Raw genomic sequence first — 26,154 nt, 5'->3', positions numbered from 1 at the left:
CCTGGATTTGAATTTCAACCATGTTACCGACCGATTTACTGCTGCACCGTCTGCATGGAGAGTCGATCGCCCCTAAGCGGTTAGCGATGGAGGGTCAGTATCGGGCGATCGCGACCGATTTAATCACGCTATTTCAGCAGGCCGTTGGCAAAACGCAAGGGGAGCTTAATCGCCAACTGCAAGAGCTAGAGGGGGAAGACACCGACTACCGCATCAGACGAGGACTGGCGCACTTGCTCAAAGCAGATGCCTTTAGCCAGTTTGAGATTGTCAGCCCACTTGATCCGCAATTGCTGCGGCAGAAAGTGTTTGCCCTCTCGGCTCAAGCGGCTCCCTTACCGCAAACGGCACCAGCTACGCTTAATACCCTGGCGACTCGGTTGAGTGAGGAACTTCAGCAAGAGGTGTTGCCCGACCAGATCCGCGCCGGATTATATGCTGATCTGGTCGAAAATCGGATTTTGACCCAGTTTGAAGCGCCTACCCCAGAGGCATTGTTGCATCGCTACAACCTGTCCCAAGTTCAAGGCATTTTCTATAAAGCCAGCCATATTCGCATTAACGCCCATCGCAACGATCCGGGAGAATATAAGCTGCTGTTTCGGTACCTGAAGCTGTTTGGCTTGATGACCTATATTGAGGGCGATGCCGATCACGGATTCACAATTTCGATTGATGGCCCCACCAGTTTGTTTAAACCCAGCACGCGCTACGGATTGGACATTGCTAAACTCATTCCGGCGCTGCTGCATGTCACCAAGTGGAGCCTGGCGGCTGAACTGCAAACGCGCGATAGCTACTCCAACACACCCAAAACACGCCGCTTTGCGATCGACTCTCAGTGTGGCCTGGTGAGCCATTATCCACCCGGAAAGCCCTACGACAGTATGTTAGAAGCCTCATTTGCTGAGCGCTGGCAAACATTGAAAACAGACTGGGTGTTGGAACGAGAAGTGGATCTTATTCCGATTCCGGGCAGCGTTATGATTCCAGACTTTCGGCTGAAACATCCCGACGGGCGCACCTTTTTGCTGGAGATTGTTGGATATTGGCGACCAGAATACCTGCGTAAAAAGTTTTCTCAGGTGCGGCAATCGGGTTGCGACAATCTAGTGCTTGCCGTTTCAGAACGCTTGAACCTGGAGAAGGCGGGTGTGAAGGTCAACAACACTCCCGCTCGCGTGGTTTGGTTTAAAGATAAGCTGGCTCCCAAAGTTGTTCTTGCTGCCTTGGAGCAGGATGAGTAACGACGGCGAGGCAGGACAGCGCTCCATTAAAGGACTTTGAGCCGCCGTTCTTTAAGGGAGCGTTGCGGGATAATGGAGCGTTGCGGGATCGGTGGGTGCAATCCTCTGTTCGGCGTTGTCGGCAGACTGGCGAATCAGAGACAATATAGAGGGCCGAACCCAGGAGCACACCGTTGAACGATCTGCCGGGGCTTCAAGCTGCACCAACCGTTCATACCATTCCTAGACGCTCCGCCTGGTGTTGAAACGCCTCTAGACTGTCTATCAACTGTCGCTATTACCATGCTAAGAATTGCTCTGCTCATGATCGCTGCTGCAATAGCAGGTATCTGGATCTACCGTCGTCAAAAAGCAAGGCTGATTAGCGCAAGTGATACGGTGTATGTGAACGGTGCAGATGTGCGCTATCCCAATTTGCCGTTGAAGAATTACGGCATTCCTGTCCGGGTTAAAAACGTGAGCCGGGTTGAAATGGTTTTTCCCAGGTTAACGGCTGAGGGGGACGTGGAATACATCTACTCGTGGCATGCCCTGTCTGATGTGAAGAAGCCTGGTTCAAAGCGACCTCCATCTCCCGATTCTAAGCTGGAAACGGCGATCGAACTGTCTACTATTATTCGAGAGCATCTGCAAATCGAAGCAGAGCTATCGCAGATTAAGGTGCAGCACAGTGATGCCGCTCGCATTGCTAATTTGATTTCAAGATCTCGCATCTATAGTAACCAGAGCGATACCTACGAACGGGCGATCGCCCAGTTGGATAACTTGTTGAAAAAGGCAGCCGAGCTGCAAAGTATTTATGTGCATCTCATTCGAGAAGCGCTGATCGGCATTCAAATTGCTGATTATGACCCCACACTGATTCGAGACAATCGGCTCAAGTATGAGGCGCAGTACAAACGGCTCAAAGAAGAGTTTCTGCACATGCGAGATACAGCAACGGCTTATTCTGAACTGACCCAATCTAAAACGTGAACCTACTTCAAGTTCAGTAGTCCTTCTTCTTTTAGTTTTGGGTCAAAGCGCACTGGCATCGTGACCCCACGGGCTTCCAGGTCTGCCAGAACCTCTGCTTCGACTCGGCGAGCAACCCGTTTCAAGGTTTTAATTTTTCCAAGGTCGTCGCTGGCTGCATATTCGGCCTGTTCCGCGGCAGTCATTTTTGTTTTTGCGTCGATCGCCTGATTCCACAACGGTTCATCAGCAGCATTGCCCACTGGAGTGCAACCATTCTCGGCAATCCAGCTATCTCGCATGGCTTCTAGCTGGGTGCGGCTAGGACGGGCGATCGTCTGCACCTTTACCCAATGGCAATGCCGCGGCTGCCGTACCAGATGTTGTTTAAGGCTTAGCGACACATCGCGTGAGTAGCCAATGTAGCGCAACTGTTCGGCTTGATCAAAAATGGCATACACGCCAACCTTGCCGTCAAACTGGTCGGTCAATTGCCCCTGCTCATCCAGGTAGGGAATATAGTCCAGTTCAGCCAGGGTTGGGGTACTAGTGTCAGAAGTCATGGCAATGGTTGATTTCAGCAATGCTGTGCAATTCTGTACAGATCTGTGGAGATCGGTGGCCGATGGGAACGGCAGAGCGAGACGGTCAAAATTCAAGTCTCGCGGGTCAGTTTGCGGTAGATCGCGCAAAGCCGACTGGGTTGGAAGATTTTTGCCGTAAACATAAAGTTGGGCGGCACGTTGATGATGGCATAATCGGGCGACTGGTGATATTGCTCGTACTCAACCGGCATTCCCTTCGTGGCGTTTAAGCTATAGGGAACGGGTTGGAACAGCATTTCAGTGAATTCAACCGTGTCGCACTTGGTCTGCTGGCTCACCTGCTGACAAAATGAGTCACTCGTTAGCAGTTTAAACAGGGTGGCCTGTGCCTCTGGTTCAAGGCTAAAACGGCTATCAAACTGCTCGACAATTTTAAGTTTTGCCATTGTTAGCGTCAAAAAGCTATCTACTGGATGATTGGGAACACCCGGAACAATCAGCGCTTGCCGGATTGGGGCGTTGGGCGATCGCCTCATGCCCTGTTACCACAATACTGGTTTCTACCGATCTCTCTATGTCGATTGATAAGTCGATTGATAAATTGCCCGATCATTCAGTGCTGATTTTCCCTGTTGCTGGAGCGATCGCCCCGGTTCAAATGCCCCTCGCGAGAGAATCGAGCCACCACATTTGCGCTTAAACTTAACGGTGTAGTTCAACGAAAGGATGGGTAACGCCTTGCTAGACGCACAAGCCAAGAAAACCATGCTGCGAAAAATTCCCCACGGACTGTATGTCTGCGGTGTCAAAGACGGCGATGAGGTGAATGGTTTTACTGCGAGCTGGGTCATGCAGGCATCCTTTGAGCCGCCGCTAGTGGTAGCTTGCGTGAAGCAAGACTCTGGCTCACATGCCATGATCAAGTCCAGCCAAGTGTTTGCCCTCACTGTTTTAGAAGCTACCCAGAAAGAGGTGGCTCAAAAGTTTTTTAAGCCGCAACGTCGGGTTGGCAACAAGTTTGAAGATATTGAATTTTACCTGGGTGAAACAGGATGCCCGATTTTGTCGGATTCACTGGGTTACGTTGAATGTCAAGTGCTGGAGTCGGTCGAAAAGGGCGATCACACCGTTTTTGTAGGCGAAGTGATTGCGGCAGGAGTTCACCGCGAGGGCGAGCCGCTGCTGTTAGAAAGTACAGGTTGGCAATACGGCGGATAACGTTGAGCCGATTGAACGTTGAGCCGATTGAACGTTGAGCCGATTACAGAGCGTTGAAGCCAGACCAAAACGTTCCACAGATTTCCTGACCCATAATTGACCTGTAACTGGCCTATAGCTGGGGGTTAAAGCCATACACTATGCCTTTGATTAAAATTCAAACATCCGTTACGGCTCCCGCAAAGACTGAAGTGGAGGCGATGCTGAAACGTCTTTCTGCCAGTCTGGCGAAACACCTTGGCAAACCAGAATACTATGTTATGACCGCCTTTGAACCAGAGGTGCCCATGACGTTTGCCGGGACTACCGAACCCGTGTGTTACATCGAAATTAAAAGCGTTGGCACGATGAATCCGGCTCAAACCAAGGCGATGAGCCAGGATTTTTGCCAACAGGTTAACGAAGCGATCGGTGTACCAACCAACCGCACTTACATTGAATTTGCCGATGCCAAAGGTGCCATGTGGGGTTGGAACGGGTCAACCTTTTGACCAATGCCCATAGCCTTGCACTGAGCAGCAAGCGAATGGGAGTGAACGCAGGGTTCAACGTCTGTTGAGGACGCTGATCAGGCAGCAGGTTCACGATTCGCTGCTCGAACCCGTTAAGCGGCAAATTGTGAACCCAGTATCCCCCGTTATACTTTGTTACATTCCTTTGTAACCTTATACAGTTGGGCTAGAGCAGTTGGGGGACAAACACATGTTGCAGGCGCTGTTGTTTGATTTGGACGGGACGTTAGCGAATACTGACCCGATTCATTATCAAACCTGGAAAGACGTTCTAAAACCCTACGGAATTGAGATCGATCGCCCCTTTTACGATTCGCGCTTCAGTGGACGGCTCAATATTGACATCGTTAAAAACTTGCTGCCTCAGTTGTCGTTAGAAGAAGGCTCTGCGTTGAGTCGCTTTAAGGAAGCAGAGTTTCGTAACCGGGCGACGAATGCCCTCAAGCCTATGCCAGGGCTGTTTGATGTGATGCAGTGGGCTGATGAGCAGGGACTAAAAAAAGCAATAGTGACGAATGCTCCAGCGGAGAATGCTGTATTTTTGTTGCAGGTTTTAGGACTGGAGCACCGCTTTGAAACGGTTGTCCTGGGGGATGAACTTCCTAAAGGTAAACCCGATCCAATGCCCTATCAGGTGGCGTTAGCCGAGTTGCATGTTCCAGCCGAGGAGGCGATCGCCTTTGAAGATTCGCCATCGGGCATCCGTTCAGCCGTGAGTGCCGGAATTTTGACCGTTGGCATTGCTTCCACTCAGGCGTTGCAAGATCTGCACGATTTGGGTGCCAGCCTTGTTGTTGCAGATTTTACGGCTCCCCAGTTGGCAGACCTGCTGCGGCGCGACACAACCCAGAACACGCCAGACAGCACCAGCCACGGTGCATCCTCCTTCTGTTGAAAACGGCTTTAAACCATCTGACAGATGCATGACTCGCCTTTTCCTCGATACTAAATAGAGGACGTGTCGGCATGGAAGACAGTAGTGCTAACAAAAGGGTTTGAAGTTGAAATGTACACGGGCACCCCTCAGGGAGACGTGGTTGGTCTTTCTGACAAGATTGTGGCCGCTTTAAACGGGTTTGTGCGAGAACCCGACAGCCGCAACGTGGAATACACCACTGCGCCGCTCTGCCGCTACGAACGTCTATTGTGTGCGCTGGTTCGGCCTCGGGCACAGTTACGGGCTTATTTGAAAGAGTTGGGAGACTACACACTCATTCCCGGCAGCACCCTGGGATTGGGCGGCAGCGATCGCTTCTATCGGTCTGACCCGACCAACCCCTACCACACCTACATTGAGCAGACGTACCACACCAAGGTGGTCACTGCCAGCATCCATATCAATGTGGGCATCAGCGACCCAGAGGTGTTGATGCGAGCCTGTCGCCTGGTTCGGTTAGAAGCGCCGCTCTTTCTTGCCCTGAGCGCTTCGTCTCCTTTTTTGGATGGAGATGTAACGGGATATCACTCCACTCGGTGGGGGCTGTTTCCAAAAACGCCAGCCCATGTGCCGCTGTTCGAAAGCCACTCTCACTTTATCCGGTGGACCGAGGAGCAGATTGTTGCTGGCACCATGCAAAATGTGCGGCATCTGTGGTCTTCTGTGCGGCCTAATGGCGATCGCCGTCCTTACAATCTCAATCGGTTAGAACTACGAATTTGTGATCTGGTTAGCGATCCGGTGGCGTTGCTGGCGATCGCCGCTTTGCTGGAAGCCCGGTTGCTGCAACTCATCGCTGACCCAAGCCTCGACCCGCTGGAACTCAGCACCTTAGCCGCCATGACCCGCTCAGAGGAGTTGTTGACCATGACCGATGCCAACGAAGCCGCCGTGGCACGGCATGGCCTAGACGCGGAACTGCGGCACTGGCAGGATGGCCGCCTGATTTCCGCGAGAGATTGGGTTAACCAGCTTTATCAGGACGTGGCACCGATCGCCAAAAAACAAGGGTTTGGCTGTTTTCTGTTGCCCCTGAAAAAGATTCTGCGCGAGGGCAATGAGGCGCAACAGTGGTTAAATCTGCACGCCCAGGGGGTAGACAGTCGCCAAATTATTCAGCAAGCGATTCAGGCGATCGCCACCCAGGAATTAACCTTGTCCGAAGAACTTTGTCATCCCCTTGTCGCCTAAAATTTCATCATTTATCAAGAACTCATCACTTTGAGTGATAAAAAGATCTGAATCGTGGGCGATGAGTTAAATCTCATTAAAAAAATATATGGGGTGCGTCCCTCCTGGGGTAGATGCTTTAGCGAGGGCGCATTCTTAGCTCAGTCTTTGTTAGCAGTAGAAAGAGGCACTATGCCACAAGTTGTCCTGGTTAATCCCCTGATTCCCCCTAATACGGGAAATATTGCCCGAACTTGTGCTGCTACCGGAACGCCATTGCATCTCGTTGGGCCGCTTGGGTTTGAAATTAGCGATCGCCATCTAAAACGTGCCGGGTTAGATTACTGGCCCTATGTTGATCTGCACTATCATGAGTCGTTGACAGACTTCAAGGCGCAGCACCAGCACCAGTCGGGGCGCTGGGTCGGATTTAGCACTTCAGGAGCGTGTAGCTATATTAAGTTCGATTTCCAGGTCACTGATTGGTTGCTGTTTGGCTCAGAAACCCAGGGATTAGGAACTGAAGTGTTAGCCGCCTGTGATGAAACGGTCTACATTCCCATGGCACAACCCCATGTTCGCAGCCTCAATCTTTCGGTGAGCGTTGCCATTGGTCTGTTTGAGGCTCGTCGCCAGCTTGGCCTGCTGGCTTAATGTGGATGAGTAATTTGGCGATCGGCTCAACTCATCGCTGCCGACTTCATCGCTGCATGGAAATATAGCGAGATTGAAAGGCAGTACCAACGATCTGCGGCCTCGTTTTTGTACCATAGACAGCCACTTAACGATATAGGCTTGCTTCATTACCTTCCAGTCCTTACAAACGTAAGGTGATTCAGTCTTCTAAACTACTGAATCAGGGTTGGTTGTATAAGAAATTCATATTGAAAAACGCCTGTCCTAGTCAGTAGTTCAACGCAGACGATTTCCGGATCTTGGTAGCTAGTTCGGAAAAGCTAGAGGAACACCGTCAACCGTAAATCGTCTGCTCTAGCGACTGCTACAGGCAACAACTTCAGCCTTTACTCAGAGAATTAGGGACAAGTTAGCAACCGCGATTTAATGGTTGTTGATAGAAGTTACTTCATGCCAAAGTGTTACTGGATAAAGATTTGGGGCACTACTAAACAAATCTGGTTTGGCAAGGTTGACTATGTAATTCCTTTTTGTTTCGGTCAAGAAATATTTTAGTTAGTATTACTAGCTGCCATTCCCAAAAGAGTGGTGTAAACTAAGCCGTTGTCCATCGATCATTCAGGGTAATCCAGTACTCATTCACATCAACTTCTTACAGATTCTATTTTCCCTGGACGTTCGGTATTGAATTTTTTGTTAAGTGGTGTAAGCTTGTCTAAGTCAAAAAAGCAGGGTAATCTTACCTAGTCATACGACACCGTCGGTGATTTTTGTCCCTGTTTCGATGTGATCTACATCATTGACTGGTGACAGATTGAGTGACTCGAGGACAGTTAAACGCTGCTCATTAGGAGGTCGTTCTTTGAAACGAGCATTTCCGCAGAAGGTTAAGCCTGTTTCCTGCCACCAATTTGGTAGTGATGATACGGTGGAACCATCCAGGCAAACTCCTTTAGGAGTTCATCGCAAGGCTCGCACTTCTGCTGCCATGATTGGGTTGGCGCTCTCAATGGGAGCATCTAGCCTGTTGCTACCTCGTCAAGATGACGGAGCAGCAGCCGCAGAATCTAAACCGACTGATTCTGCTCTTGCAGCAGGTACTGCAAATCTAAGAGTTGCGGCTCTTCCTTCAGCCATTGAGGTTGAATCCGCTGCTGTGATGTCCGCGCCAAAAACCACCTTAACTAACCATGTGGTGCGGGAAGGCCAAACACTCTGGCAAATCGCTCACCAATACCAGGTGAGTGTTGAAGTTTTAGCCAATGCCAACGGTTTGACTTCAAGCTCTGTCCTCCAAGTTGGGCAGACGATTAAAGTTCCGGCAGCCAGCCAGAGCGTACCAGAAGTGAGGCAAGTAGCCGCCAGGGTATCTAATCTTGAGGCTGCCAATATCAGTCCGGTGAGGCTATCTCACGTTGCTTTTACTGACCTGAGTCAGTTGCCAGCAGCGTCGGAACCGGATGCCATCAGTGAAACGACTAGTTCACTGAAAGCAGAACGAGATAATGCGCTCAGTCGCCTCAGACAAGAGCGAGATAAGTTAAGCAGCAGTTTGGCGGAGTTGAGGAGTGAGGAGTCGGAACGGATTGCTGTGGAATCGCCTGAAGTGCAGGTAGAAACTTCAGCACTGGCTGATCCTGGTGAAACTGAGCCGGTTGCATCTGAGCTGAGTGGATCTGAACTGGGTGACAGAGATGATTCAGAATCGATCGCTACATCACCTGATGTTACGATTCCAGCCAGCTCCTATTCTCAGACTGACCATTCAGCACCGGTTGATACAGTCGTCGTACCGCAAACTATTTCTTCAGCGCAAGGTTCTGTTGCTCAGGAAGCGGGTTCTTCCAGTCTGACGACCTATCAGGTACAGCCTGGAGATACGCTTTCTAGCATTGCTCGTGTCCACAGTGTTTCTCGGCAAGAGTTGGTTGCGGCGAACCACCTGGCTGATGCGAACCACATCCGAGCAAATCAATCTCTGATTATTCCCCAGGCGGTTTCCGTTGATTCTGAGTCACAGGTTAGCGCTCCAGAATTCAACCCGTCTAGCCCGATCGCGGCGGTAACGGCACCTATGCCTTCTCGCCTTGGAGTATCGCAGCCTACTGTGATTCAGCCTGATGCGGTTGCTCCAACTGAGGCTATCGCTCCAACTGAGTCGGTTGTGTATCGAGTGAATGCGGGTGATACGATCGCCGAAATTGCTCGAACCTACAATATCTCTCGAGCGCTGTTGGTGAATGCTAACGGCCTGACGAACCCTAATTTAATTGTGGTGGGTCAAGAGATTCAGATTCCATTGGTGAAGCCAGTGGATACGGTGCCGAGTTTGATCTCAGATGAGGCCAGTCCGATTACAGCAAATGCTACGGTAACGGTGCCGTTTGTTCCTGAAGCGGTTCCGGTCGTTCCTGATGCAGAAGCAACAGAATCGGCGACACCCGTTGCGGTGTCTATTCCAACTGTCCCAGCAGCAACGGCTGCGGGTGTTGTAGTGCCTTCAACGCTTCAGGCTCAAGCGTATCCGTTGCCGCCTAATACAGGTGGGGCGATTGAACAACCTCAGCAAGTGACGGCAGCGATCCCTGCTCGAATTGCGCCGCCTGTGACCGGCTTGCCCAGTTCTTCTGTGGAACGAGGTTCAGAATTTAGACCCAACAATCCCTATGTGGAGAACCTGGTGTCTGAAATTATGACGCTACGCAATCGGTATCAGAGCGATCGCCTTGCCGAGTTAGATGGTAACCCATCGGAAACGGTGATTGCGGCAGCGGCCACTACAGATGTGCCAACGCCCTTAGATGCTGGCTCTAGCGCTGTTAATCCAGAGTTTAAGCCCACTGAGGCGATCGAGGCGGCTCCGGCTGAAGCGAACGCTGAGTCGGAAGCGGAAGCAACCGTCGCTGATGTGGCTCCTTCAACTCCAAGAGTCCCTGAGCGAGAACTGGTTGCAGCCGCACCACTGGGTGCTGAGAACTATGCACCGTTAACGGAGTCAATCACGGGGCGGCTCGTTTCTCCTGAGTTGCCTCCTTTATCTGATGCGACGGCCTATCTTCCCGATGGCGCTGCTGCATTTGATGGCTATATCTGGCCAGCCCGAGGTACTTTAACCTCCGGCTATGGTTGGCGCTGGGGACGGATGCACCGGGGAATTGACATCGGTGCGCCAACAGGAACTCCGGTGTTTGCGGCAGCGGATGGCGTTGTTGAATTTTCCGGCTGGAACTCTGGTGGCTACGGCAACATGGTTGAGATTCGTCATTCTGACGGCAGCATGACTCGTTATGCTCACCATAGCCGCAACCTGGTTCGTGCGGGTCAACAAATCCAACAAGGTGAGCAAATTGCTTTAGTGGGAAGCACGGGTTACAGCACTGGCCCTCACTTACATTTTGAGGTTCATCTGCCCAGCCAGGGTACGGTTAACCCAATGGCGTATTTGCCTCGCTAAGTCGGCTGTGATAGTTTGGTTCATTCCCTTCATATAGAGGCGTTTAACGAACGTCTCTATATGATTTGGGGGTGAAGCTGACAAAAGCAGTGGATGGGGATAGCGATCGGCTTCGCAATATGCTAGTTTAAAAAAGCTGCCAAATAACAGCCCTTTCTGGTTGAAGGCTGTTGTTTGGCAGACGTGTCTGGCTCAGTAGCTCAGTGGTTAGAGCAGGGGACTCATAAGCCCAAGGTCGCAGGTTCAAATCCCGCCTGAGCCATTTTTCGCATAAAACTAAACAGCCCCTATCCATCATTTCAATAGGGATACGGGTTGTTTAATTTTTTTCTAATCATCCCTAATAACTCCCTGAACATCCCTAATAACCCATCACTTTTTAGGCAAGATTTAGGCAAGGGAAATGATTGAAGGAAAACTTGCTCAAGCTAACGGACGTTTGAAAGCTGCAAAGGTAGGATGCAGCATCGAGGCGATCGGCAATCGGCCTATCTTCGCGCAACGCTTCCCCCTCGACCTGAGGCTACTCGCAAGGGGGCTGTGAATCGGAACCGGGGCAGGTGCCTCTGCAACCCGAGACTCCGGTAAGTACGCTCCCTCTACCGACAGCGAGGTGGAGTCGAAATGAGCACTTTTGGGGTCAATCCCAACCTTGCCAACCGCTACCATACTAATGGCAACAAACCGTTGGCTTCATCCTGCCAAGTACAAACCGTCGAGAACTCGTCCTAAGCGGTTGTCATTGAGATGCTCCGGCAGTACCCCTGCTCCTAGTAGATGGTTCCGTCGCCTTCGCCACGAAAAACGGTTCCAACAGGTACAACGGGGCAGAAACCAGTCCTAGTCCATTGAAGAATCACGGCTTTCACCGCTACTCCAGGACTAATCTGTTCTCGGGCATCCTCACCCAGGTGTTGATTCACCGGCTCAACGATCTCTAGCTCGTCTACCAAACCGGCAACGATGCCCAAATGGTCGGGGTTCTGAACTATCAACTCGCTGTTAATATCGCACCCCTTGGCGTCAACCTTGAGAAGATTATGCCGCTCAATCCTCAATGTGACACTTCAAAGGGCGGAATGTAGGTTTTGAAGACCAGGAGGATTTCAAACGCTGGTCGGATGCCATCGCCACTCTTCCACTGACCAGTGTTTACGACACAACCGACGTTGGTAACCAGATGCAGAACTCAGTGCCTTGACCAAGTTTCGACTGCACTTCTAAACGACCACCATGTTTTTCTACTACAATTTGACGAGCGATCGCCAGTCCTAATCCTGTTCCTTTTCCTACATCTTTCGTCGTGAAAAGATGATCAAAAACGCGCGCGCTCACTTCTTCACTCATACCTCTACCGTTATCACAAATGTGAACTTCAACTGCATTTTGTTCAGGTAAAGATACCGTTTGAATTGTAATTTGTTGTGGAGTATGGCCTAGATCTTGAACGGTAGTCTTTTGTACCGCTTCATCAAAGATATCAATGGCATTGGCTAAGATATTCATAAACACCTGATTGAGCTGTCCAGGGAAACAGGTGATCAAAGGTAGATTGCCATATTCTTTTACCACTTCAATTGCAGGACGGAACTCATCGGCTTTGAGCCGATACTTCAGGATCAAGATCGTGCTATCAATTCCTTCGTGTAGATTCGCACGAACTTTGTATTCAGTATCGGCACGAGAAAAGGTGCGTAAGCTAGTGCTAATACTTTGGATTCGGTTCGTTGCTCCCGTCATTGAATCCAGCAACTTGGGCAAATCCTTCAGTAGAAATTCTAGATCAATCTCTTCAGCATGGTCTTGCACAGGTTGAGTTGGAGGCAGGTGTTTCTGATAAACTTCGAGGTGTTCAAACAAAGCCTGTGCGTAGTCTTTGGCGTTGTTGATGCTGCCGTTGAGGAAGCCAACAGGATTGTTGACTTCATGGGCTACGCCTGCAACCAGGTTGCCTAAGGTTGCCATTTTTTCATTTTGAACCATTTGCAATTGAGCCTGCTTCAGGTTTTTCAACGCAGCCTCTAGTTCCTCTGCCTGCTGTCGAAGTTTGAGTTCGGCCATTTTGCGATCGGTGATGTCATCCACTAGCGATGTAACTCCGATGAATTCACCGATCTCATTCACAAGTGGGCTGTTGTACCAGGCACAAAAAATAGACTTGCCATCTTTCGTGATATTTTCATTTACATTGAAAGTACTGTCTTGGTGCAATAAAAGCCCGGAACTGTTGTTTTCAATTTGGGCTTGAATCTCAGACATTAGAAATTGGCTGTGACGATCCAAAACTTCTTCCTGGGTGTAGCCAAATATTCTTTCTGCGGCTGGGTTCCAACTCGTAATTTGTTGATTAGTATCCCACTCAATAATGGCTAAGGGAGTTTGTTGCACTAATAACTGGAGGCGTTGTTGAGAAGCTCGTAAGCTAGATTCTGCAATGCTCAACTCCCGTAGCGATCGCTCTAGCTGTTGAGAATGTTGTTGCGATCGCTCGTACAGTTGAGCATTTTCCAGGGAGATAGCTGCTTGAGCACACAGTAAGTTGAGCAGTTCAACGCGATCGGCTGTGAATGCACCTGGGACTAAGCTATTTTCCAAATACAAAATACCCAACAACTTCCCTTGATGCAAAATTGGGCTGCACAATAGACTCTTAGGCTGCCGATGCATAATATATGGATCGCTAGCTAGAACTACATCGGCATTGGCGTTCAGTAGGACGACGGTTTGCCCCTCATGCTTAACTTTGTAAATGACCTTCAGAGGAATATCCTGACTCTCTTCAACGGGAATACGCTGGAAGACAACAGGCTTTGACCCTGCTATGATTGACCCTTTAATCAGCAAGCGATCGTCCCGCAGAAGCATCAACACACATTTGTCTGCCCCAGCATTTTCGAGAACAATAGAGAGCAAGGATGCCAGTAGTTTTTCCAGTTCAATTTCGCTGGAGAGTGTCTGAGACGCTTTGAGAATAGTTGCTAGATCAAGCGAAACGAGAGCACTGGAAACACTGGAAGCAGAACTGGTAAACGTAGCTTTTCCCGTCGCGAAGACTGTTTCGAAAATGGAAAGAGAGGGGTGGGTTTGCTGGAGAATAGGAGCCAGCAAGTCTGGATAGCAGCGTTCCAAATCCTCAACTTTGGCTTTGGCATCCCAACGGGCATAGCCATAGTAGGCTTGAGCCATATATTCCTGTGCAATGCGGACTTTTCCCCATTCCAGATAGAATTTTGCGGCCAGTTCATTAGCAAGAGCTTCTTCTTGCGTAAATGCATTGGCTTTAGCTCCAGCGATGGCCTGATCGTAAAGGTGAATCGCTAGAGACCAATCCTTCAGCAGCTTTGCCTTTTCTGCTTCTACTAAGTTGTACTTGTGCTCAAAATTGGCAGGTGCATCAGTCAACCAAACCTTCATATGGGTTTGGTTAACCTCAACTTGCTGGAGAGCACTTGCGATCTTTGCCTGGGAAGCTTCGTCATCACTGTTTTCTACTCGAAGCGACTCACTACATTGAGCCAGCAACGCCAACGAATAATAGAAGTTATGAATACTAACCGTGATAAAGCCAGGGACAGCTCCTAAATAATCCGTGGCTTGAGCTGCGTAAAGGGCAGCGGCTGAATGGTCTTCAAATAAATAATTGAGGATGCTCTTTGCTATGTAGGTTGCAAACGGCAGCGTCCGGTCATTTCCTGCACAAAAAACGGGTAGAAGCTCAACTTCGTCAAAATACTTGCCCGTTAGCTGCAAGAGCGTCGTTGCCTCACCCAGTAAATTAGATACTAATTGCTGCCAAACTTTAGTATTATAAAGCGCATGCTCCTGATTGGTCTTTAGAAGAATATCCAGCGCAAGAGCCTGTTTCTTCTGGACTTCTTCTAATGGTTCTCCTGTCAGGAAATAGTGTGTACAACCGTGAGCCGTAGCATAGCTGGCATATTCAATATCTCCGGTTTCAAAACCAATTTGGCTGGCTCTTGCTAGTGGCTCAATGGTGTCTCGGATTGCCTGTTTCCAGGGTTTAATAAAGCTGTTGAAGAGATTGTTGACTCGGCATTCCAGTTCTTTTGCAGAAAACTTCTCTACGATCTTGAGGGCTAGCAGTCCAGAGTAATAGCCTGTATCCAGCAGGTGTTCTTCCAGCCCACCCAGCAATAGACCGTAATAGATATAACCGATCGCAGTGACCGAAGCTTGACCGTGTTCCAGGCTCAAAGCAATCATTGTGGTCACCATAGGCGGCAGCAGTTCTGGCTGCGTGGTGTAGGCAGATGGAAAGAGTGCCATTAAAATGCGCTGGATCGCAAGCTGATTCGGCTCCTTCATGATCGGCATCGATTCTATCTCTGCCATGGTCGGCAGTTGGATCTCTAAAAGTGAAGGAGCCTGAGTTAAATCAACACCCACAAGATCCAGCGCTGACATTCCTGCTTCAAGAGCTTTGGGCATTTCTGCCTGAGCCATGTACATTTGAATTTGCAGTTCATAGATCTTGACGCGATCGCACAAATTAGTGGTGTGTTGTAGAACCACATTGGCTAACGTTTGTGCCTTCGCAAAGTTAATATTCAAATATTCGGCTTCAACCGCAGCTTCATAAAGCGACAACGTCAAGTGATATTGATTTTGCCAACTCTCTGTTTCTAGTAAACGAATGCCGATACCAAAATGCTGGGTCGCTGCGGCATAGGCTGTAGATGAGCAGGCTTTCTGTCCAGCCAGGAGATTAAGTTGAGCTAATTGGTTCCGTTCTTCTGGCGATGTAATCAGATCAAGCCCTGCGTTTAAATGATTAACAATATCGAAGAGCTTGTCGTCTTTTTCTGTTTCAGATGCGTTATTTAAGAGTAAGCGACCAATCTTAAGGTGGGTTGCCTGTTTCTGATTATCAGGAATAAGAGAATGGGCGGCTTGTTGAACGCGATCGTGCAGGAAGCGGTAGGTGCAGTTTAACGCCTGCTTCAGGTCAAGGCTTTGAGAGCCCACCTCAGATGCCCACTCCTCTGGGGAGAGATGATAAAACTTGTACACTTCAGTGTTAGGCAAAATTAGCCCTTCTTGCAATGCCTGCCACAACTCCACTGCCACCTGAGCAGCGGGTTGCTGGGAGACAATTGCCAGGGTCTCTAAATCAAACTGCGCTCCCACACAAGCTGCCAGCTTCAACATCTGCTGAGTTTCTGGAGGCAATTTTTGAAGCTGACGTGCCATGAACTCGACCACATCATCGGTCATGGTTGAGGTTTCCACACCAGCTAGATCCGATTGCCAGCATCCATCGTCTGGATCAAACGTAATGAACCCTTCCTGATGCAGGGTTTTGAGAAATTGTGTGGTGAAGAAGGGGTTGCCCTGGGTCTTTTGATAGGCTAACTTGCTGAGCGGTAACGCTTGTGCCAGTTCACAACTGAGTGTCTCAGCAATTAAATGACTGATATCTGATTGGCTCAAGGGAGCCAGGGTCAAGGTGTTGAGGGTTGCCCCTGCTTTGGCAATCTCATCCAGGGTCAGCATGAGGGGATGAGCTGAGAAGACCTCGTTATCTCGATAGGCTCCAATCATCAGCAGATGCCCTGTTTTTTGCCCAACAAGCAGCACTTGCATCAGGTTGAGCGAGGCAGAATCTGCCCACTGTAAGTCATCAAGGAACATCACCAGGGGATGCTGCTGAGTGGCAAATACAGCAATAAACTTTTGGAATAACAAATTGAAGCGGTTTTGAGCTGAGCTGCCTGAAATTTCAGCCGTAGGCGGCTGTTTGCCAATAATTTGCTCCAGTTCTGGAATCACTTCAACGAGTACTTGCCCATTGTCGCCAACCGCAGATAAAATGCGGTGTCGCCACTGGACTAGCTGCTCGTCGCTTTCGCTCAGCAGATGTCTCATCAGGTCGCGGAATGCCTGAACGAAGGCAGAAAACGGAATATTGCGGTTGAACTGGTCGTATTTGCCTTTGATGAAGTAGCCCTGCTGACGGGTAATCGGTTTGTGGACTTCATTGACTACTGCCGTTTTGCCAATGCCAGAAAACCCTGCGACCAGAATGAGTTCTGATGTTCCCTGAGTCACACGATCGAAGGCTGCCAGGAGTGTTTGAACTTCAGCCGTCCGCCCATAGAGCTTTTCAGGAATGATGAAGCGATCGCTCAAGTCCCGTTGACCCAGCGCAAAGGGAGCGATCGCTCCGGTTTCTTGCCATTGAGCCAAACACTGCTGTAAATCATGCTTTAGTCCCAGAGCATTTTGATACCGATCTTCTGCGTTTTTTGCCATCAGTTTTGCGACGATTGCCCCCACCATTGCAGGCACGGCAGTATTCACATGCTCTACGGGTTTGGGCAGTCTGGCGATATGACAATGCACTAACTCCAGCGCATCGTCTGCGGTAAAGGGCAACGTTCCGGCCAGGAGCTGGTAGAGGGTCACACCCAGGGCATAAAAATCGGTTCGATAGTCAACACCCCGATTCATGCGTCCAGTCTGCTCTGGAGCTAAATAGGATAAGGTTCCTTCTAATGCGTTGGGGCTTTGGATTTCCTGGGTTTCCTTTGGCAATAACGAGGCAATGCTGAAGTCGATTAGCTTGACTTGTTTTGTCTCTGGATGAATGACGATATTGGCAGGTTTGATATCTTTATGTACAACCCGATGCTGTACTAAGTCGTGCAGAATATCCGCCAGTTGTATGGCGATCGCTAGTACCTCTGCCAGTTCTAGAGGATGCTGCTGAATGTAGCGCCCCAGATCAATTCCACCCCAATCTTCCATGACCAAGGCAAAGCCCTTCCCCATCGGCTCCAAACCCAGAGGCTGGATAATGCCAGGACTGGACAGGTGTTTGGCAACGCTGTATTGATTGCGAAACTGAACCAATTCGCTAAAACTGGGATATTCTCGCCGCAGTACCTTGATGACCACTGGCTGCTGCGTTGAGTTTTGTAGCGCTCGATATACTGCTGTTCGAGATCCCAGATAAAGTTGCTCGACAGTGGTATAGCCAGAAATCGTAACCAAAGCGTTAGAAGAGGTGCTTGCTGGAGAGACCATAGATCACAGAGAGCGAGGTCGCTAAATCGGGGTTAAATCCTCATCACAGAGTTCCCTATGTTCGAGCGATCTCACCATCAAGTCCTGACCCGATAAGGTACCTGTCAGGCCAGTAGAGGAGACTTTATGTGCAGCCTGTTCCCTCTTTGTAGACCCCATACAACTAGAGGAGGAAGTAAAAGTACCAAGGCAAAAAGCAGGCTGAAATGAACTGAAGCGTTTAGACGTTACCGCAGTCATGCTGGCCGCTTCATATTGTTACAGCAGTTCTCAATTGAGTCAGCCACAGTCTCGCCAAGATGGGTGTGGAATGTAGGGTGTGGAATGTAGGGTGTGGAATGTAGGGTGTGGAATGTAGGGTGTGGAATGTAGGGTGTGGAATGTAGGGTGTGGAATGTAGGGTGTGGAGTGTAGGGTGTGGAATGTGGTGAATGCAAATGAAAATGGCTGTAATTGCCGATCGCCGTACCATTGACTCCATTCCTGCTCAATTTTATCAGGGATAACGGTTTCTCCGGTGAGCGGATCTTGAGCTTCGGTTCAGTTAGATTTGTACTCATTGCAGGAGCGACAAGTCATTTATTCCTTCGGTGGCCTTACGAAACGACAGTCATTCTTCGGTGGCGTTTTCTCTAAAAGTTGGTGACTAAAAGACCTCAAAGTTCTGCTCTGTAGAGCTTTGAGGTAAAAAGCGATGGTGACATTCATCCCTATTTCTTCGCTCTGTAGTCGAGTAGTCGTTGTATTTTCAAACTCCCTTGCACCAGGCGTTTGAGAATTCGGCATAAGGCATCTGTTGAGCGCAGTATGACAATAATTTGTGGCACTCATGCAGTTGCACTGTAGCTTGATTGGACATGGAAAGATCTACGTCTGTAAACAATAGGCTTAATTGATAGACAACATGGCTTAATTGGTTGTCTAACATGACTTCTTTCAAATCTTCGACAACTCGTTTGCGGTGAAGTGAGATCTTCTCGTTCAAAAGAAGGTGCAATAAGCAGTCGATCGCTTTTGGATGTCCAGGTTGGAGGGTTGCCAGTCGATAGGCAATTCGCCGTTGATTTGCCCAATCTTTTGCCGTGAATAACCGTTGTTCTAATGTATTGATGAGTTGATTGAGATCTTGCTGATTGGTTGTTTTGGTTTGATGTTTTTGACTTGTTCTCTCGATTTTTTTCATGGACTGGAGTACAGCACTTGCAACACCGTTTTGTGGATCAAGGGTGATTAAGTTCTCTGCGGTTCGCAATCGCAATGTAGCATTTTCGGTTGAGTCAATAATCTGCTCCAGGGTGGCGATCGCTCTCCCATGACCAGGATTGATTTTTCCCAGGCTGTAGGCGGCTCTACGACGAATATTGTCCTCCTGGGTTGACTCCAGAATCTCTTCCAGGGAACGAACCACAATCGGATGACCAGGATCAATTCTGCCTAAGCTTTCAATGACCTGCAATTTCAGAGCTTCACTCTGTAGTGTGTCAATGAGTTGAACTAAGGTAGCGATCGCCATTGGATTACCCCGATCAAGCGTCTTACCCAGGGTGTAAGCGGCCTGCCAGCGAGCAAAGGGATTCTCCGCTGTCTGGACAAACTCCTCCAGAGCCGCGATCGACAACTGGCGATCGGTTTGCAGCAACGCGACTCTGGCTCCTTCACAGAGGGAAGCAGGAAATACCCCAAATCGCCATTGGAGGAGTTGAGCCAGGATCGTGTGGGCGTGAGTGGATTGAGGAAACTCCGCCAACCCTGCCGCCGCCAAGCAGTATGCCCGGTGCGAGTAGAACCCGCCACAGCGATCGTCAAACGTCATGAGTGCTGTAATGAATGCCTCCTTCTCGGCAACAGCAATACCCGTTCTCCCCAACCAGAGCAGAATCACCTCTCGCCAGGAGGAATTAAACACTGGAAAATCGTGAGCCGGATCAAAGAAGAACTGCCAATCTGAAATGGCTTGTGCGGCAAAATATTCCTGGAACGTGGGGTGGTAAAAGGCGTAAATCTTCTCGCCTGTGGTCGCTGAAATTCCAACCTGATTGAGCCAACCCAACTGCAATGCCAGGGTCATTAAGTTCAATGATTGGGCGAACGCTGCCTGAGCAAAGGAGTGGGACAGCCGAAACCGCATTTTTTCTTGCAACAGTGCCCGCAGTGCGACCTGCCCTAATGTTTCGTTTAACTGTTGCCGTTGGGCGATCGCGGTGGGAAAGCGATCCTGCTTCCATTCGTAGATGGTTTCGACAAACTGCCGATAGAGTAAGGATTTTGTCTGAGGTAATGCTCCCTGTGCCAGTGACCAGGAGCGGCAAAGCAAAGCTAACCGCAGCGGATTTTTGATGGCATCCCTGATCCGCTTTCGCTGGGGGTTGTTCAATTCCTGTCGCAAGCGATCGCCTAATGGGGGGGTGTGCTGAAACCAGCGATCGATGAACTGCCCCACCTGATCTCCATCGCTTCCACTTCCATCATTGAAGCTGCGGTTGCAGTAGACCGTAAACCCATCAAGAGCATTTTTGCCACTGTCCCAAACATTGGGGCGACAGGTCAGCACCACATGGGCATTCGCAAGCCACCCTCGCAGTTGACGGGCAAGACTGGTGAGTGCTGTTGCCCCATCCATTGCCATTTCATCGATCGCATCCAGCAATAGCCAAACCCGCCCCTGCTCGAACTGTTGGGCAAACGCTTCCTGAAGTTCTGATGGCACACTAATCTTCTGGGTTGCCTGCTTCAGCCAGTCCTGTAAGAGATAGTTCTCCAGTGTTGCTCCCTGCAAATCGGCCAGCGAAATCCAGATGGGGAGTGCCTGTTGTTCCAAAAGCCAGAAGGCGATCTTTTGGAGCAGGGTTGTTTTACCTGCACCTGCTTCACCCACGATCGCCACTCGTTGTTTTTGGGGCGATCGCAAACGATCAAACAATTCGTCTAATAAAAGGGTATTTTCTGATTCTTCCCCTTCCTCAACTTGTAGACCAAGAGTCGATAAACCACTGGCTTCGCGATGCCGCTGCTTGCGTTCGATCAAGCCCAATGGCAAATAGAGTTCATGCAGGTTGAACGCCATGCCATCGCTGACCGTCAATGGATTGATCGTCAGCCGCTCGTGTTGCTGTACTTCCAGGCTGTCGCGGCAAAGTTGCCACCAGAAGTCTTGCCCATCCATTCCCGGATCGTTTGGCTCTGCTGATTCCTCGCCTGTCACCTGTTTCGATTTCTGGGGGCGGCGTTTCTCCCATTCCTGCTTGAATTGGTGCAGGTTTGCTGGGCGATCGCTCCGCCTGTGCCACAGGTTGAGGGTAAAGTGCCACACCTCCGATCCGCCTTTGTTGGGGCGATTGTCGTCCAGGATCTCCAGAAAATCCTCAAACCGCCGCAATGCCTCCTTGATCTGTTCGCCACTGAGGGCAGACTCCGCCAGTTTGGTTAGAGCCTCTAAGAATCGAACTTTCGTTCGCACCACCAACCGTTGCTCGGTCTGCCAGTGAGTCTGAATGTGCGATCGCAGCCCATCCAGAGCCACCTCATCACAGTCCAACTCGTCATTCGCGTAGTCGAGCAGGGTGGTGAACAGGTGGAGCGATCGCTTTTTCGCTTCAGGGCCGTAACTGGGGCGTGCCATCGGTAAAGAAATCGATGCTGTACAAGGGATTTCGAGACAAATTGAGAATGCTTCACGGTTCTAACTCACATTTTCCCCCAGAAGCCAGGGGAATTCCCCCGGTTCAATCATTCCCCTAACGTCAGGATGGTTGTGGAGTAACGCTTTTAGCCATTTTTGTGCCAATTCGCCTGGGGGAGCTTATCTTTCCTATTCTTGAGACATCAAACAAATGGAAAAGAAGGACACGAAACCATGCCTTACGAAACGTTAAACCTCTCTACCCCTAAACCTGTTCTCTCCTGGGCAAACCACAAACTCGGTCAGGATGAAACCAAAATGGCAAAGAATGTGGCATCCCTGCCCTTTGTCTTCAAACATGTTGCCTTGATGCCCGATGTCCATTTAGGGAAAGGGGCTTTGGTCGGTTCGGTGGTGGCAACGAAAGCGGCGATCGTCCCGGCGGCGGTGGGTGTTGATATTGGGTGCGGTATGTGCGCGATTAAAACGCCGTTTGTGGCTGACCAACTGGACGGCAAACTGCAACAAATTCGGCAAGACATTGAAGCCTTAATTCCGGTTGGCTTTAACGAAAATGATGCAGCGGACGCACAAGTGCTGAACTGGCAGGGCTGGCAAGACTTCAAGCATCTGCACGCTGGCGCACAGCATCTAGAAGCCAAGGCTGTAAAGCAGATGGGATCGTTGGGTGGCGGCAACCACTTTATTGAAGTCTGTGTGGATGAGCAACATCAGGTGTGGATAATGCTGCATTCGGGTTCCCGTCATATTGGCAACGTGCTGGCACAGCGTCATATCGAAACGGCGAAGGAGTTGGCAAAGCTGGCGGGTGAAAAATTGCCTGATCCTGACCTGGCACATTTTGTGCAGGGAACTCCAGAGTTTGAGGCGTACTGGCGCGATTTGCAGTGGGCACAGAACTATGCCCGTGTGAACCGCGAGGTGATGATGGCGCGATCGCAGCGAGTGCTGGAAAAGCATCTGGCAAATGGTCAGCCCTTCACCCCCTGCCTGAATGTCAACTGCCACCACAACTATGCCGAGCGAGAAGTGCATTTCGGCGAGGAAGTGTATGTGACTCGTAAGGGTGCAGTCCGGGCACAGGCAGATGACTACGGCATCATTCCCGGTTCGATGGGAGCCAAGTCCTACATTGTGAAGGGAAAGGGGGATGCGGCAAGCTACTGCTCTTGCTCTCACGGGGCGGGACGGTTGATGTCTCGCAATAAGGCAAAGCTCAACTTCACGCTGGAGGATCTGATCCAGCAAACAAAGGGAGTTGAGTGCCGTAAGGATACAGGGGTGCTGGATGAAATTCCCGGAGCCTACAAACCGATCGACCAGGTGATGGCAAACCAGTCCGACCTGGTGGAGGTGGTGGCAACCTTGAAGCAGCTTGTTTGTGTGAAGGGTTAGGGAGGGATGGCCGTTACAAAGCCAGGGGCATCCCCCAGGTCTTGAACCTCCCCTAGCTCCCAAACTCCAGTCATTGCAGGCTCTCCAACAATTCATACTCAATTCGCCTGGGGGAAGATGAACCGCCTATTCTGGATTCATCAAAGGGAAGGGAGACGAGAGAACGCTTCTCACCTCCTACCCCCCAATTTTCAACCATGTGGCGGCTAGCTCAACAGTAGAGCGCCAACCATTGCCCGAAAGGGACGCAGATTGAGGGTTATCGCTTTGGACGACTCCCCCCTTAATCGCCGGAGATGCGGGTGCAACCCCCGCGCCGCTACACCAAACGCTGGCAGGTAGTTTAACAGTAGAACGCCTAAAACATCCTTGTTCATACCTTGCCCGAAAGGGACGACGAATGAGGGTTATCGCCTTCTAAGCGGGTGATGTGGGTGCAACTCCCACCCTGCCAATTTCCAGACATTGCCCTGACGGGCTGGAGGTTGTAATGACGTACAAGTTTTTTGTACAGAACAAAACGCAAACACCGCAGAACCAGGTGATTCCTGGGCGGGAAGCAGACATGATTCAGGGGCGTTCCGGTGGCTGGATGTTCAAGGCCGATATCTGGAGTGTGCTGCGTCGCTGTCTGTTAATTGGAACGGCTCAAGGGGCTTACTACGCGGGCAAGCAAGAGTTGACAGGGGAATTTGTCGAAGTGTTGAAACGGGCGATCGCCCTCAACCCCGATCGCGTTGCCTCGGAAATCCTGTATGCCAGCGACGGACGGGCAATCAATAACAGTGCGCCACTATTGGCGTTAGTGTTGCTGTCGATGGGTGAGACGGTGGAAGCCAAGCACGCGTTTCAGTCGATCTTTCCCCAGGTGGTACGAACCGGAAGCCATTTCTACGAGTGGTTGAGCTACACCAAAGCCATGCGTGGATTTGGCAAGATTATTCGTGAAGCGGGTCATTCCTGGTTATCCAACCCGGATGTGAAAGGGCTGGCCTATCAACTGCTGAAATATCAGCAGCGTCAGGGGTTCTCGCACCGGGATGCGCTGCGGCTGTTTCACGTTAAACCGTTGACGGAAGATCACAACCAGCTATTTCAGTGGGTGATTCAAGGCTGGGACAACCTGCCACAGAAAATCCCTTCGGATGCGCTGGCTCAACTCTGGTGGTACGAGTGGCTGAAGCGTAATCCTGAAAAGACCCATGAGGCGATCGCCAAAGGTCGGTTAACGCATGAAATGGCAGCACCCGTGGGCAAGATGGACAAGCAGGCATGGCAACTGCTGTTCAAGGATATGCCGATCGGAGCGTTGCTGCGAAATTTGGGATCGTTAACTCAACTGGGTGTGTTGACGGCTGACAACCGCGACAACCTGAAGCGGGTTGCGAAAGTCCTCAACAGTGCGGAGCATCTGCGGAAAGGACGCATTCACCCGATCGATGTTTTGAAAGCGCTCAAGACCTATCAATCGGGTGGGCAGTTGGGACGCAGCCAGAAAACCTGGCAGCCTGTTCCCCGCATTGTGGATATTCTGGAGCAAGCGCTGGAACTTTCCTTTGAGGTGTTGCAACCAACGGGTAAGGTGTTTCTGCACGCGATCGATATCTCCGGTTCCATGTCCTATTCCAGCGTCAGTTCGATTGGGTTAACTTGCTGTGAGATTGCCACCACAATGGCTCTGGCAACGGCAAAGGCCGAACCGCACTATGTCATTCGCGGATTTGCTACGGATTTCCGTGATTTGAAGATTACAGCACGGGATTCGTTTGGGGGGGCGATCGCCAAAGCCAGCAACCAGAACTTTGGGGGAACGGATGCATCGGTAGCGTATGACTGGGCAATTAAGCACAAGTTTAAGGCAGACGTGTTCTGCTTCTGGACGGACTGCGAAAGCTGGGCAGGGCGCAAGCATCCGAGTCAGGCGTTAGCCGAGTATCGCCGTAAGGTAAATCCTGGGGCAAAAGCGGTCTATGTCACCCTGGCTCCCTACAATATCTCGCTGGTTGATCCACAGGATTCAATGTCGTGGGATATTGCTGGGTTCGATCCGGGAACACCCCGGTTGATCCAGATGATTGCGGCAGGTGAACTGTAGTTTGCTGAACTCAATGGGGGGCATCTTTGAGGATGCTCCTCATTATGGTGTGGATCAAATCTCTCCCCGTTTATTAACCCGGCAATAAAAGATTTGGCATAAGGAATTGGGGTTCGGCTCCGCTCACCCCACATGGGAGCGAGTGGTGAGCGGAGTCCAAAGGGAGTGAGTGGTGAGCGGAGTGTAATCACTCCACATGGGAGTGAGTGGTGAGCGGAGTCCAAACACCCCACACGGGAGCGAGTGGTGAGCGGAGTCCAAACACTCCATACGGGAGCGAGTGGTGAGCGGAGTTCAAATACGGTTTGCCCTGGGAACAATGGCTGCCAGGTTAATAGCAGTATCGGAGGGTGCCTGAGTGCGCCAAACGGGTCTTAGGGATCTGCAAAATAATCATGTACCCATGAGCCAAAGGGAGATGAGGGCTGAGCGCAGTCGAAGCCCGATCAGTGGGTGTGTTATTTTCCTGCAAACCCCTTACCTGATTCACACTCCGATTACCTTGCTGGTCGATCGAGGGGTTGAGCATGGTAACTGAATGTATTGGTTGGAGCCGCAGAACTGGTCTTGGGCGATCTGGATCAGGCTGGTGAAGATACCCCTGCCGAACGGTTGGGGTAAAAGAGGTACACACTCTGAAAGCCTTCTAGATAATGGCCTCAAGCTCTGGAGAACTGTGCCAGTAGTGTGCGAGTTGTGCCATAGTTTTGGGCGGTTCACCTGTAGCGTTAAGGGAGGTCGATGTATTGGCTTCCCTGCAATGGTTTGGTGCCATCTCCGCACGCCCATCGTGTAAACCTGTATCAAGACAGACTTGCAAAAAGTCTAATTCTCCAGTACGGTTGTTTCTCAGTAACAAAATATCCGCAATCGAAGCGTCACCTGGAAGCTGCGCCAACAGCCCCAGGCGACTAACCCTCAAAACTGCGTGAACAGTTCGGAGGGCTAGAGGGCAGTTTATCACTCCACTAGCCACCCTGACTTTGCTATGGCAATAAAAGCAGCAGGGTGGCTTTGGTTTTGGGTATCTCATCAACCCCGTTCCATTAGTGGAGTGAAAACTGCTATGACTGATCATTGTGCCCCAATGCAAGCGATTAATCCCGACCCGCGTATCCTCACTACGCTGGTGATTGGCACGAAAGATAATGTAAAGGCGCATATCTTGCGCCAACACACCCTTGGCCTTGCCGAAGCAGGGGCATGGAGTAAGCCGATTCCGGTGCCCAACTGTCCTGATAAGGTGATGTGTGTTCTCAGCCGGATCATGATGTAACTCCGTCCTGATCCGGAGGTTTGAGCGG

20 protein-coding genes and 3 tRNA genes are annotated in these 26,154 nt (G+C 50.5%); 15 read left to right on the top strand and 8 right to left on the bottom strand.

Annotated elements, in window-relative coordinates:
- Positions 1-20 precede the first annotated feature (20 nt).
- Complete coding sequence (locus IQ268_RS23325) at positions 21-1,247, top strand: DUF790 family protein (protein WP_193884217.1); 1,227 nt, start codon at positions 21-23, stop codon at positions 1,245-1,247.
- A gap of 282 nt (positions 1,248-1,529) precedes the next feature.
- Positions 1,530-2,222: a hypothetical protein gene (locus IQ268_RS23320; RefSeq protein ID WP_193884215.1), complete on the top strand. Its 693-nt coding sequence runs from the start codon at positions 1,530-1,532 to the stop codon at positions 2,220-2,222.
- Positions 2,223-2,224: 2 nt separating this feature from the next.
- Here IQ268_RS23320 and IQ268_RS23315 read toward each other — a convergent pair whose 3' ends face one another.
- The 3 genes from IQ268_RS23315 to IQ268_RS23305 form a co-directional block, all read right to left on the bottom strand.
- Positions 2,225-2,764 carry a GIY-YIG nuclease family protein gene (locus IQ268_RS23315; RefSeq protein WP_193884213.1) on the bottom strand — a complete coding sequence of 180 codons (540 nt, stop codon included), beginning with the start codon at positions 2,762-2,764 and terminating at the stop codon, positions 2,225-2,227.
- Positions 2,765-2,856: 92 nt separating this feature from the next.
- Positions 2,857-3,192 (bottom strand): hypothetical protein, encoded by a 336-nt coding sequence (locus IQ268_RS23310; RefSeq protein ID WP_193884239.1) that lies wholly within the window; start codon positions 3,190-3,192, stop codon positions 2,857-2,859.
- Positions 3,193-3,318: 126 nt separating this feature from the next.
- Positions 3,319-3,513, bottom strand: coding sequence for a hypothetical protein (locus IQ268_RS23305; protein ID WP_193884241.1), 195 nt, complete (start codon positions 3,511-3,513; stop codon positions 3,319-3,321).
- Between IQ268_RS23305 and IQ268_RS23300 the strand changes: the two genes are divergently transcribed.
- From IQ268_RS23300 to IQ268_RS23265, 8 genes are all read left to right on the top strand, one after another.
- Positions 3,485-3,964 (top strand): flavin reductase family protein, encoded by a 480-nt coding sequence (locus tag IQ268_RS23300; protein WP_193884238.1) that lies wholly within the window; start codon positions 3,485-3,487, stop codon positions 3,962-3,964. The two genes, IQ268_RS23305 and IQ268_RS23300, sit on opposite strands and share 29 nt — an antisense overlap.
- 140 nt (positions 3,965-4,104) lie before the next feature.
- On the top strand, positions 4,105-4,455 hold the full coding sequence (locus IQ268_RS23295) for a phenylpyruvate tautomerase MIF-related protein (RefSeq protein WP_193884211.1): 351 nt from the start codon (positions 4,105-4,107) through the stop codon (positions 4,453-4,455).
- A gap of 211 nt (positions 4,456-4,666) precedes the next feature.
- A complete protein-coding gene (locus tag IQ268_RS23290; protein ID WP_193884209.1) occupies positions 4,667-5,371 on the top strand; it encodes an HAD family phosphatase in 705 nt (234 codons plus the stop codon).
- Between the two features lie 84 nt (positions 5,372-5,455).
- Positions 5,456-6,604 (top strand): glutamate--cysteine ligase, encoded by a 1,149-nt coding sequence (gshA, locus tag IQ268_RS23285; protein ID WP_339383514.1) that lies wholly within the window; start codon positions 5,456-5,458, stop codon positions 6,602-6,604.
- A gap of 171 nt (positions 6,605-6,775) precedes the next feature.
- On the top strand, positions 6,776-7,237 hold the full coding sequence (locus IQ268_RS23280) for a tRNA (cytidine(34)-2'-O)-methyltransferase (RefSeq protein WP_193884207.1): 462 nt from the start codon (positions 6,776-6,778) through the stop codon (positions 7,235-7,237).
- Positions 7,238-8,081: 844 nt separating this feature from the next.
- Entirely contained in the window at positions 8,082-10,673 is a 2,592-nt protein-coding gene (locus tag IQ268_RS23275) for a LysM peptidoglycan-binding domain-containing protein (protein WP_193884205.1), read from the top strand.
- Between the two features lie 189 nt (positions 10,674-10,862).
- A tRNA-Met gene (locus IQ268_RS23270) sits at positions 10,863-10,935 on the top strand.
- Between the two features lie 141 nt (positions 10,936-11,076).
- Positions 11,077-11,217 carry a hypothetical protein gene (locus IQ268_RS23265; RefSeq protein ID WP_193884203.1) on the top strand — a complete coding sequence of 47 codons (141 nt, stop codon included), beginning with the start codon at positions 11,077-11,079 and terminating at the stop codon, positions 11,215-11,217.
- Between the two features lie 149 nt (positions 11,218-11,366).
- On the opposite strand, the gene IQ268_RS33535 is transcribed toward IQ268_RS23265, so the two are convergent.
- The 4 genes from IQ268_RS33535 to IQ268_RS23245 form a co-directional block, all read right to left on the bottom strand.
- Complete coding sequence (locus IQ268_RS33535) at positions 11,367-11,432, bottom strand: hypothetical protein (RefSeq protein ID WP_370584694.1); 66 nt, start codon at positions 11,430-11,432, stop codon at positions 11,367-11,369.
- An 11-nt stretch (positions 11,433-11,443) separates the two neighbouring features.
- Entirely contained in the window at positions 11,444-11,668 is a 225-nt protein-coding gene (locus IQ268_RS23255; protein ID WP_193884201.1) for a DUF4277 domain-containing protein, read from the bottom strand.
- Between the two features lie 157 nt (positions 11,669-11,825).
- Positions 11,826-17,720: an AAA family ATPase gene (locus IQ268_RS23250; protein ID WP_193884199.1), complete on the bottom strand. Its 5,895-nt coding sequence runs from the start codon at positions 17,718-17,720 to the stop codon at positions 11,826-11,828.
- A gap of 748 nt (positions 17,721-18,468) precedes the next feature.
- Complete coding sequence (locus IQ268_RS23245) at positions 18,469-21,339, bottom strand: NACHT domain-containing NTPase (protein WP_193884197.1); 2,871 nt, start codon at positions 21,337-21,339, stop codon at positions 18,469-18,471.
- 234 nt (positions 21,340-21,573) lie between these two features.
- On the opposite strand from IQ268_RS23245, the gene IQ268_RS23240 reads away from it, so the two are divergent.
- From IQ268_RS23240 to IQ268_RS23225, 4 genes are all read left to right on the top strand, one after another.
- Complete coding sequence (locus IQ268_RS23240) at positions 21,574-22,755, top strand: RtcB family protein (RefSeq protein ID WP_193884195.1); 1,182 nt, start codon at positions 21,574-21,576, stop codon at positions 22,753-22,755.
- Positions 22,756-22,954: 199 nt separating this feature from the next.
- Positions 22,955-23,082 (top strand) — tRNA-OTHER (locus tag IQ268_RS23235).
- Positions 23,083-23,087: 5 nt separating this feature from the next.
- Positions 23,088-23,210, top strand: a tRNA-OTHER gene (locus IQ268_RS23230).
- 35 nt (positions 23,211-23,245) lie between these two features.
- Positions 23,246-24,850, top strand: a complete 1,605-nt coding sequence (locus IQ268_RS23225; RefSeq protein ID WP_193884193.1) for a TROVE domain-containing protein — start codon at positions 23,246-23,248, stop codon at positions 24,848-24,850.
- Positions 24,851-25,496: 646 nt separating this feature from the next.
- On the opposite strand, the gene IQ268_RS23220 is transcribed toward IQ268_RS23225, so the two are convergent.
- A complete protein-coding gene (locus IQ268_RS23220; protein ID WP_193884191.1) occupies positions 25,497-25,772 on the bottom strand; it encodes a hypothetical protein in 276 nt (91 codons plus the stop codon).
- A gap of 144 nt (positions 25,773-25,916) precedes the next feature.
- Here IQ268_RS23220 and IQ268_RS23215 point away from each other — a divergent pair, with 144 nt between their 5' ends.
- A complete protein-coding gene (locus tag IQ268_RS23215) occupies positions 25,917-26,126 on the top strand; it encodes a hypothetical protein (protein ID WP_193884189.1) in 210 nt (69 codons plus the stop codon).
- Positions 26,127-26,154 lie beyond the last annotated feature (28 nt).

The organism is Oculatella sp. LEGE 06141 (assembly GCF_015207605.1).
In the GTDB taxonomy this organism is placed as follows: Bacteria; Cyanobacteriota; Cyanobacteriia; order Elainellales; family Elainellaceae; genus Oculatella.
The sequence above is the reverse complement of the archived record's forward strand: the minus strand, read 5'-3'. Positions and strand labels throughout refer to the sequence as shown.